This window comes from Trichloromonas sp., assembly GCF_041583255.1.
Classification (GTDB): Bacteria; Desulfobacterota; Desulfuromonadia; order Desulfuromonadales; family Trichloromonadaceae; genus Trichloromonas.
On record NZ_JBFHGD010000137.1, the window covers coordinates 1 to 8,700 of the forward strand.

The window sequence follows — 8,700 nt, forward strand, 5'->3', positions numbered from 1 at the left end:
AATACATCGGTTCTTCGAGGGCCACATGCAGTGGACCCACCGGGATCGTATAGCTACTCATCGTTTCTCCTCGCTGTTGCGGGCCATGACCGCCTCCCAGAGCGTCTTGCTCCCCGCCCCGTTGGTCAGGGTCGAATAGGGAATCAGGCGATCAAAGACCGCCGGTTCGATACTCTCGTCGATGAAGAGGCGCCGCGGGTCGGGGTGCCCGATCACCTCGATGTCGTAGAGTTCCATGAACTCCCGTTCGTTCCAGTCGGCGTTGCGAAACAGCGGGGTGAGCGAAGGGACCTGGGCCTTCTCCAGGGGGAGTTCGATGGTCAGGGTGAGGGTGGTGCCGTCGAGGTCGAAGTGGTAGGCGATCTCGCGACGGCCCTGTACCAGGTACTTTTGGGCCAGATACGCGGTCACCGTGCTGAGCCTGCCGCCTATCTCGGCAATCCCAGCGCCCGCCGCCAGCAGTTGGGCACTTTCCGGCAGTTTGCACCAACCGGTTTGCACCCCCTTGAAGTCTTTTTTCCAGTCGATGCTGACCGGGCCGGAAACCGCCCGATCCAGGGCCTCTTGCACCTGCGTCTTCACATCCTGCATCTTTGGACTCCTTTTATTCCGAGTTGTCGGCGGCAATCGGGGCATAGTTGCCGCAACCTGTCGATATCCGAGTTGGTTTCACAATAGGCGACGCGAACCAGTTCATCTGCCACCGGCATCATGGCAATCCCGCAGCCGAGGCAGGAAACGAGCGGGACGGTCCCCTGCTCCACCATGGCGTATTTCTCGGTCTGCCGATGCGTCAGGTGCCAGTCTTCGGTCAGGACGATGGCCTTGGTTTTACAGTAGTGTTGGCAGAGGCCGCAGAAGGTACAGGTGTTGTGCCACAGGGTAAAGCGAAGCTCCGATGCGCCATCGTCAAAGCGAATGGCTCCCCCGGCGCAGACGTGTTCGCACATGCGGCAGCCGGCGCAGGCCGAGGCGTCGAAGCGGACCCGGCCGCGCAGGCCCTTGGGGGTAAACGTTTCCCCGAAGGGGAAGGGATCTGTGGCGGGGCCCCGGATCAGGTTGCGGGCCAAAACTTTTAAAAATGAAAACATAGCTGCTCCTTAGAGCCGGGTTCTCCAGATCGATATCGCCTCGACGATCCCCTCGATGATGGCCTGGGGGCGCGGCGGGCAGCCCGGTACGTTGACATCGACCGGAAAGTACCGGTCGATCGGCCCCTCGATGGCGTAGCTGTCCCGAAAAACCCCGCAGGAGATGGGGCAGATCCCTACCGCCACGGTGACCTTCGGGTCTGGGATTTGCGCATAGATCTGCAGCACTTTCTCTTTGACCCGGGCGGTCAGGGGCCCGGTGATAAGGACGATATCCGCCTGTTTCGGGCTGCCGCAGTATTTACAGCCGAGCCGTTCCAGATCGAAACGGGGGATGCAGGCGGTGGCGACCAGTTCGACGTCGCAGCCGTTGCAGGAGCCGGCATTGATGCGATAGAGCCAGGGGGATTTGCGGGCAATTCGCTTCAGAAAGGTTTTCACGGCGAACTCCTTGTAATGAGCACCAGGATCAGGCTGGTAAGTCCCAGGGCCGCCGGCCATTTCCAGAACAACCTGACCAGTTGATCGATGCGGAAGTGGCCGCCTGTGGTTCGCGCCAGGCTCAGCGAGGCCAGCGTCAAGAGAAGGCATTTCAGGAAGAACCAGGAAAGGCCAAGCAAGAGGCTTCCCCCTTGCTCTGCCGGGAAGAACAGGGCCACCCCCAGTCCGAGGGCCGCCACCATCCTGAGAGCTGACATCATCTGGAACAGGGCCAGAACCGGTTTCGAGAACTCATGCGCGGGACCTTCGACGAACTCCGCTTCGGCTTGGCCGAGGCCAAAAGGCCCCTCGCCGGCAAGGGCGGGGATAAAGAAGAGATAGGTCACAAAGGCGGGGAGCAGGGTTGGGTCAAAGAGGAGCGGACCCCGCTCCTGCTGGAAACGGAGGATTTCAGGGAGTGAAAAAACAACCGGGCCGCCGGAGTTCATCCCGACTTTCAGAACCAGGCTGAACAGCACAAGGAGCAAGGCTCCTTCCCAGATCAGCAAAAGGGTCAGCTCCCGGGTAAAACGAACCGCCGCAAAGTGGGCCCCCGAAAGGCGTTCCGCTGCCAACAGGGCGAGGGTCGGAACGGCGAGGAGAAAAGGGATCCAAGGCAGGCCGATGAGGGCGTCACCTTTCCCGTAGATCCCGCCGATTAAAACCGGCATCGTGGCTGCGGCGACTGCCGCGATGCCGAGAAGGATGGAAGCGCCGAAAATGCGCTCATTTGCCGTCGCTTTCACCGGGTCCCCCTTACGCGACAACTTGACCAGATCGAAAAACGGCTGAAGGAGCGCGGGGCCGACCCCGCACTGCAGGCGAGCCCTCACCTTGCAGTCAATGCCTTTGAGCAGCAGCCCGAAAAACAGGGCAAAAACCCCTCCCGGAAATATCGCTAGCTGAAATATCGGGTTTTCTGTCACCAACATGCCGTCCTCTTCCTTTCGACCGGGGAAAACCGGGCACTTGCTGCTCCGGGCTGCATCCTGCCGTGGCTACTCTAGACAAAGACGCAAGAAGAGTTCTGTCGGGCGGGCGACAGTTTGAAAAAAAAGGGGATAAAAAGTGAAAACCCACTGAAAATTCCAGTGGGCAAAGAATCAGAATAGAAAATGAAGGAATGTCAGGAAAGGCTGTTCCAGTCTTTAAGCCGTGGGAGATCCCTGATCAGCAGCGTTCGTCGATTGAGCTTGTCAACGACTCCGGATTTGATCAGTTCGTTAAGCAAGGAGGAAATGGTCTGCCGGGTGGCCCCGACAAGGTTGGCGATCTCCTCAGTGTTTAATCCCAGTTCCACCGAGACCCCTTGGGGATGAGGCATCCCTCTTTCCTCCGCGGCGGTGACAAGGAAATCGACCAGGCGCATTCGCGCATCCTTGAAGGCCAGGCCTTCGATGATGGTAATTGAGTTTTTCAGAAGCTCCCCCAAAACCTTGACCATAACCAGGGCAATCTCGGGGCTTTCAACAACCTTCTGCTGAAACATCCGGGTGCTTCCCGACAATATGATCGACTCATCGAGGGTTTCGGCAAAGGCCCTGGTGTGGGTACTGAAAATATCCCCGGGCTCCAGCAAGGCCAGGGTGAATTCCCTGTCGTCATAAGAGAGGAAGATCCTCAACCGTCCGCTTTTGACGATGAATATGCGATCCCCGTCATCGTAGGGGGTGCAGACGACGGTCTTTTTCGCGCATTTCTGTTCCTTGAAACCTCTGGCGACCTCGGCATACTCAGGCGACTCGAAAAGCCGGAGCAGGTCGATATGTGTCAGTTTCATCTTTGCGGGCATGGCAATTCCTTCGGAAAAGGGATCAAGCGATCAAACACTCTGAAAGCTTACCATCCGGTCCAAACCTGTCGCAACCGTTGCGGTTCAAGGGGCTTTATTCCTGCAGGCGAAAGGTGTAAAGGAGGAGAGACAGAAGAGGGGAAATCGAAAAAAGGCCGTTCCCAATGAAGGAAACGGCCTTTGAATTTCTGGCTCCCCACATTGGATGCTATTGGAACTTTTTTGCCACTTCTCCGCCTGAGATATGGGAATCTGCAATATTAAAATAAGGCCCAGCACTCTCATTTCGTGGAGGACGTTTTTTGTTTCTCTGAGATTCGCCAAAGCCTATATATCCAAGCACGCCAGCGCCTATGTCGAATTAGGCATAATTTGTTTTTATGCCTAATTCGACATAAATTGACTTTATACTTAATTGAGCATATATTATATTTATATTCAATTCGACATGAGAAGCGGAGTTCGAAATCATGCAAAAAGCCACTTCACCTAAAGTTCTTGGCCAGATTCTTAAATCAGCCAGAAGCCAAAAAGGGCTGACTCAGGACGACGCGGGAAATCTGGTCGGGATCACCCAGGCCATGGTGTCGCGCATCGAGCGTGGAGAGTCCAATGCCCGCATTGACACCCTGTTTCGTCTGATGTCGGCGCTGGAGTTGGAAGTGACCATAAAACCGAAAGAAAAGGAAACCGGCCAAAGCGAAGGAGACAACTGGTAAATGGGTCGTAAGCGTCAAAGAGCTGAACTGTGCGCCTACATGAACGGGGAAAAGGTCGGCACCCTTGCCCGCGCAGCCAATGGCAGGCTCGAGTTCACCTATGACAAGTCCTGGCTCGTAAGCAGCTCAGGCCGTCCGCTATCCCTCTCGATGCCTTTGGCGGTGCAGGCCTACGCTGGCGATACGGTTGAAAACTATTTCGACAACCTGCTTCCTGACAGCCAGCCGATCAGAAACCGGATTCAAAGACGATTTGGAGCGGCCTCGAACCGAGGCTTCGATCTGCTATGGCACGTCGGAAGGGACTGTGTCGGCGCATTGCAGCTCCTTCCGGAAGACAGCCCGATCGAGGTCAGAAAAATTGAAGCGGAGCCGCTCAGCGATGCAGCCATCGCCGAAACACTGAAAAACTATCGGACCATGCCTTTGGGGATGCGCGAGGATAAGGATTTCCGCATCTCGGTCGCCGGTGCGCAAGAAAAAACCGCCCTGCTCAAAATCTCAGGCCAATGGCATCTGCCGCTCGGCACAACACCGACCAGCCATATTTTCAAACTACCCATCGGGCATATCGAACACAGCGGCATGGACCTCTCCGACAGTGTTGAAAACGAGTGGCTTTGTCATGCTATCCTCAAGGCCTTCGGCCTTCCCGTTGCCAATACGGAGATGCTCACCTTTGCCGGCATAAAAGCCCTGATTATCGAGCGATTCGACCGCCGCTGGGCAACAGACAAATCCTGGCTGATCCGTCTGCCGCAGGAAGATATGTGCCAGGCCCTGAATGTTCCGCCAGCACTAAAATACGAAAGTGATGGCGGCCCAGGGATTTCGCAGATTATGGATCTGCTGCTCGGCACGACCGACAGTCTGGCCGACCGTCGCCTGTTCATGACCGCAAACCTCATCTTCTGGCTACTAGCGGCCATTGACGGCCATGCCAAGAACTTCAGCATCTTCCTGCTTCCGAGAGGCGGGTTTAAACTTACGCCGCTCTATGATGTTATTTCCGCCTTTCCTCTTGTGGCAAAAAAACAGCTTGAGCAGCGTCGGCTAAAAATGGCTATGGCGCTGACTGGAAAAAACAGACATTACGACTGGAATGCCATGCTCTATCGACACTGGCTCACAACGGCAAAGGCTTGCCACTTCCCCTCAGACGAAATGGAGGAGATCATCGCTGCGGTTCTGGGACGTTTGGATCAAGTGATAGATCAGGTCGGCGGCCAATTGCAAGCCACCTTCCCCGATTCTGTTGCTGGCCCTATTTTTGATGGGATGAGAATGGCACGGGAGAAACTGACCCGCTCTGCTCCGCCGAGAGTACGATAAAAAGACCACAGCAGAAAAAAGGCCGTTTCCATGACTGGAAACGGCCTTTGAATTTCTGGCTCCCCGAGCTGGACTCGAACCAGCGACAAGGCGATTAACAGTCGCCTGCTCTACCAACTGAGCTATCAGGGAATGATTTAACAGGGCGGAATATACGAAATTGCCCCGATGGTGTCAAGGGGTTTTTTAACGCGTGACCATTTACCGCGCCCCTTTTTTCAGATCAACCAAGATCTGCTTAGCCACGGCCTTGAGGGTCTCGAAGACCCCCTCGCCGGTCATGGCGCAGGCGGTGAAATCGGGGACGCCGTCGGGGTTGATCAGTTTGCGCAGCTCTTCGACCGGGGTGATGTTGGGGAGGTCGATCTTGTTGTACTGGATGATGAAGGGGAGGTTTTCCAGCTGATATCCCTGCTCTTCGAGGTTATCCTTGAGGTTTTCGAGACTTTCGATATTGGCATCGAGCCGCTCTTCCTGGGCGTCGGCGACGAACACCACGCCGTCAACCCCCTTGAGGATCAGCTTGCGGGAAGCGTCGTAAAAAACCTGGCCAGGAACGGTGTAGAGGTGGAAACGGGTCTTGAAACCGCGGATCTCGCCAAGGGCGAGGGGAAGAAAGTCAAAAAACAGGGTCCGTTCGGTCTCGGTGGCCAGGGAGATCATCTTGCCCTTGGCGTCGGGGGCGGTCTTCTGGTAGATGTACTGCAGGTTGGTGGTCTTGCCACAGAGCCCGGGACCGTAATAGACGATCTTGCAGTTTATTTCGCGCGAAGCGTAATTGATGAATGACATGGCCTATCCCGTTACCTGAAGAGATTGTCGATATCGTCGTCGGTGATTTCGGCGAAGGGACTCATCTTGTTCCCCTTTTCCGTCTCCTCAGATTTTTTTGCCAGGTCGACAAAAATCCGACTCAGTTCATCGCTGGCTTTTTTGACACGCAGCCGAACCAGGCCGAGGGAACTGCGCTGGTCGAAAATTACGACCAGGATAACCCGACCTGCGACGATGGAAATGTGCAGGTTGTCCTTTTCCCCCTCGTGAAAGAGGATGGAGAACTCTTTTTCGCCGATCAGTTTAGCCAAACCACCGGTTGCGGCGATGTTGCCGGCCGTCAGCGAGGCCAGACTGGTGGTATCCATGTGCTCGGTGTCACCGACGGAAGAGATCAGCTGACCGTTTTTGTCCACCAGGAAAATGACCTTGGAATTGGACTCGCGCAGCAGCCGCTCGATGACAACATTGATTTTCTTGAATTCTTCGTCATACATGACGAAAGAAGGTTGCGAGCCGAACATGTGTTTGCTCCTTGCTGGGGTTTTCTAGCCCGTGACTATATAGCATCTTTTGTGCCAAAAAATCAAGGGGTTTTGCCTGTTTGAAGCCGAACGACGCCCCTGCAGCTCGTCTGCTGGTCGACCAGGGCCGGAAACTCAGCGGCACATGTAACCGATAATTTCTTCGATGAAGTCGGCCCCGTAGCGGGCCGCCTTGTGTTTGCCCACCCCGCTCACCTGCAGCAGCGCCTCAACGTCAGTGGGTCGGCGGGCCGCCATCTCGGCCAGGGTGGCATCGCCGAAAACCACAAAGGGGGGAACGCCTGCCTCGTCGGCCAGCCGTTTGCGCAGCGCCTTCAGCGCACTGAAGAGGCTTTCGTCGTAATCGAACTCTGCGACCTTGCGGCGCCCGGGCTTTTTCTGTTCGCGAAGCTTGACCCGCGGCCGGGCCAGCACCAGGGGATGCTCGCCGCGCAGCAGGGGGCGGGCCTGCTCGGTGAGCTTGAGCACCGAGTAGCTGGCCACGTCCTGGCACAGGTACCCCAGGTGGATCAGCTGGCGGACCAGCGCCCCCCAGTCTTCCTGGCTTTTATCGGCACCGATGCCGTAAGTGGACAGGCGGTCGTGGCCGAGATCCTGGATACGCTGACTGCGGCTGCCGCGCAGCACATCGATGACGTGACCGACGCCGAACCGCTGGCCGACCCGGTAGACGCAGGACAGGGCCTTTTGGGCATCTTCGGTGGCATCGTAGGTCTGCGGCGGATTGAGACAGACATCACAATTGCCGCAGTCCTGCTCGAGACGCTCGCCGAAATAACCGAGCAGCACCCGTCTGCGGCAGGTCTGGGCCTCGGCGAATCCGGCCATGGCGTTGAGCTTGTGCAGTTCGATCCGGTTCTGCTCCGGGTTGCCCCCTTTTTCGATCAGTCCCCTGGAAATCGCGATGTCACCGTAACCGAAGAGCAGCAGGGCTTCGGCCCGCAGCCCGTCGCGACCGGCGCGGCCGGTTTCCTGGTAATAACTTTCGATGTTCTTGGGCAGATCATAATGAACGACGAAACGGACGTTGGGCTTGTCGATCCCCATGCCGAAGGCGACGGTGGCGACCACCACCTGCAGTTCGTCACGCTGAAAAGCCTCCTGCACCCGCTGCCTTTCACCGTCAGGCAAACCGGCGTGGTAAGGGGCCGCCCTGATCCCCTCGGCCTGCAGCCGCGCAGCCACCTCTTCAACCCGCTTGCGCGACAGGGCGTAAACAATCCCCGCCTCCTCCGGCCGCTCCTGCAGAAAAGCCAGCAGCTGGGCCGCCGGCTTGCGTTTGTCGACCACCGTGTAGCGGATGTTGGGCCGGTCGAAACCGGCAATATGGACAGCGGCCTGACGCAGACCGAGACGATCGAGAATATCGGCGCGGGTCTGCGGATCGGCGGTGGCCGTCAGGGCGATCAGCGGCACAGTGGGAAAGTGGCGCCGCAACTGGCCGAGCTGGATGTATTCGGGACGGAAGTCGTGCCCCCACTGGGATACGCAGTGCGCCTCGTCGATGGCAAACAGCGCCACCGCAACCTCTTCGAGCCGCTCGAGAAAGCCGTCGCTCATCAACCGCTCAGGGGCCACGTAAAGCAGGTCAAGGTCGCCCCGGTGCAGGTCGGCCAGCACCTTGCGACTGTCGGCAGCTCCCAGCGACGAGTTGTAGTAGGCCGCGCGCACCCCGTTGGCCCGCAGGGCGTCGACCTGGTCCTTCATCAGCGAAATCAGCGGCGACACAACGATGCCGATGCCGGGCCGGTGCAGCGCAGGAATCTGGTAGCAGAGCGACTTGCCGCCGCCGGTCGGCATCAGCACAAAAGCATCGCTGCCGGCGATCAGTCCGTCGATGATGATCTGCTGGCTGGATCGGAAGGCCCCATAGCCAAAGACATCGCGTAGGGTATCGAGGGGAGTTCCGGTCATGCCTGCCTGCTGTGGAGGAATTTCCCCAGCGCCATGTCGACGGTCCGGATATG

General features: G+C 57.5%; 10 protein-coding genes and 1 tRNA gene. 2 read left to right on the forward strand and 9 right to left on the reverse strand.

The features are described 5' to 3' along the window. Positions 1-57 precede the first annotated feature (57 nt). The 5 genes from ABYV89_RS11340 to ABYV89_RS11360 all read right to left on the reverse strand — a co-directional run bounded on the left by ABYV89_RS11340 (position 58) and on the right by ABYV89_RS11360 (position 3,363). Positions 58-591 (reverse strand): NADH-quinone oxidoreductase subunit C, encoded by a 534-nt coding sequence (locus tag ABYV89_RS11340; RefSeq protein ID WP_432823065.1) that lies wholly within the window; start codon positions 589-591, stop codon positions 58-60. Then, the gene (locus ABYV89_RS11345; protein WP_432823066.1) at positions 579-1,091 is read right to left on the reverse strand and encodes a 4Fe-4S dicluster domain-containing protein; all 513 of its coding nucleotides are present in this window, start codon (positions 1,089-1,091) and stop codon (positions 579-581) included. The genes ABYV89_RS11340 and ABYV89_RS11345 overlap by 13 nt, the downstream gene beginning before the upstream one ends. Positions 1,092-1,100: 9 nt before the next feature. Continuing rightward, entirely contained in the window at positions 1,101-1,532 is a 432-nt protein-coding gene (locus tag ABYV89_RS11350; protein WP_432823067.1) for an NADH-quinone oxidoreductase subunit B family protein, read from the reverse strand. Further along, on the reverse strand, positions 1,529-2,503 hold the full coding sequence (locus ABYV89_RS11355; protein ID WP_432823068.1) for an NADH-quinone oxidoreductase subunit H: 975 nt from the start codon (positions 2,501-2,503) through the stop codon (positions 1,529-1,531). Before ABYV89_RS11355 ends, ABYV89_RS11350 begins: the two co-directional genes overlap by 4 nt. A gap of 194 nt (positions 2,504-2,697) precedes the next feature. Next, positions 2,698-3,363 carry a Crp/Fnr family transcriptional regulator gene (locus ABYV89_RS11360; protein WP_432823069.1) on the reverse strand — a complete coding sequence of 222 codons (666 nt, stop codon included), beginning with the start codon at positions 3,361-3,363 and terminating at the stop codon, positions 2,698-2,700. Between the two features lie 470 nt (positions 3,364-3,833). On the opposite strand from ABYV89_RS11360, the gene ABYV89_RS11365 reads away from it, so the two are divergent. Next, positions 3,834-4,082, forward strand: coding sequence for a helix-turn-helix domain-containing protein (locus ABYV89_RS11365; RefSeq protein WP_432823070.1), 249 nt, complete (start codon positions 3,834-3,836; stop codon positions 4,080-4,082). Beyond that, positions 4,083-5,414: a type II toxin-antitoxin system HipA family toxin gene (locus ABYV89_RS11370; RefSeq protein WP_432823071.1), complete on the forward strand. Its 1,332-nt coding sequence runs from the start codon at positions 4,083-4,085 to the stop codon at positions 5,412-5,414. It abuts the gene before it with no gap. 56 nt (positions 5,415-5,470) lie between these two features. Here the strand turns inward: ABYV89_RS11370 and ABYV89_RS11375 are convergent. The 4 genes from ABYV89_RS11375 to recQ all read right to left on the reverse strand — a co-directional run bounded on the left by ABYV89_RS11375 (position 5,471) and on the right by recQ (position 8,647). After that, positions 5,471-5,546 (reverse strand) — tRNA-Asn (locus tag ABYV89_RS11375). A gap of 69 nt (positions 5,547-5,615) precedes the next feature. Further along, positions 5,616-6,206 carry a GTP-binding protein gene (locus ABYV89_RS11380; RefSeq protein ID WP_432823072.1) on the reverse strand — a complete coding sequence of 197 codons (591 nt, stop codon included), beginning with the start codon at positions 6,204-6,206 and terminating at the stop codon, positions 5,616-5,618. An 11-nt stretch (positions 6,207-6,217) separates the two neighbouring features. Further along, positions 6,218-6,712, reverse strand: a complete 495-nt coding sequence (locus tag ABYV89_RS11385; protein ID WP_432823073.1) for a roadblock/LC7 domain-containing protein — start codon at positions 6,710-6,712, stop codon at positions 6,218-6,220. A gap of 135 nt (positions 6,713-6,847) precedes the next feature. Next, the gene (gene recQ / locus ABYV89_RS11390) at positions 6,848-8,647 is read right to left on the reverse strand and encodes a DNA helicase RecQ (protein ID WP_432823074.1); all 1,800 of its coding nucleotides are present in this window, start codon (positions 8,645-8,647) and stop codon (positions 6,848-6,850) included. Between the last annotated feature and the right edge of the window lie 53 nt (positions 8,648-8,700).

Bases quoted from the DNA above. Each gene is read 5' to 3' on its own strand.
- ABYV89_RS11360 (WP_432823069.1), bottom strand. From the start codon at position 3,363: ATGCCCGCAAAGATGAAACTGACACATATCGACCTGCTCCGGCTTTTC.
- ABYV89_RS11380 (WP_432823072.1), bottom strand. From the start codon at position 6,206: ATGTCATTCATCAATTACGCTTCGCGCGAAATAAACTGCAAGATCGTC.
- ABYV89_RS11370 (WP_432823071.1), top strand. From the start codon at position 4,083: ATGGGTCGTAAGCGTCAAAGAGCTGAACTGTGCGCCTACATGAACGGG.
- ABYV89_RS11340 (WP_432823065.1), bottom strand. From the start codon at position 591: ATGCAGGATGTGAAGACGCAGGTGCAAGAGGCCCTGGATCGGGCGGTT.
- ABYV89_RS11355 (WP_432823068.1), bottom strand. From the start codon at position 2,503: ATGTTGGTGACAGAAAACCCGATATTTCAGCTAGCGATATTTCCGGGA.
- ABYV89_RS11385 (WP_432823073.1), bottom strand. From the start codon at position 6,712: ATGTTCGGCTCGCAACCTTCTTTCGTCATGTATGACGAAGAATTCAAG.
- ABYV89_RS11345 (WP_432823066.1), bottom strand. From the start codon at position 1,091: ATGTTTTCATTTTTAAAAGTTTTGGCCCGCAACCTGATCCGGGGCCCC.
- recQ (WP_432823074.1), bottom strand. From the start codon at position 8,647: ATGACCGGAACTCCCCTCGATACCCTACGCGATGTCTTTGGCTATGGG.
- ABYV89_RS11365 (WP_432823070.1), top strand. From the start codon at position 3,834: ATGCAAAAAGCCACTTCACCTAAAGTTCTTGGCCAGATTCTTAAATCA.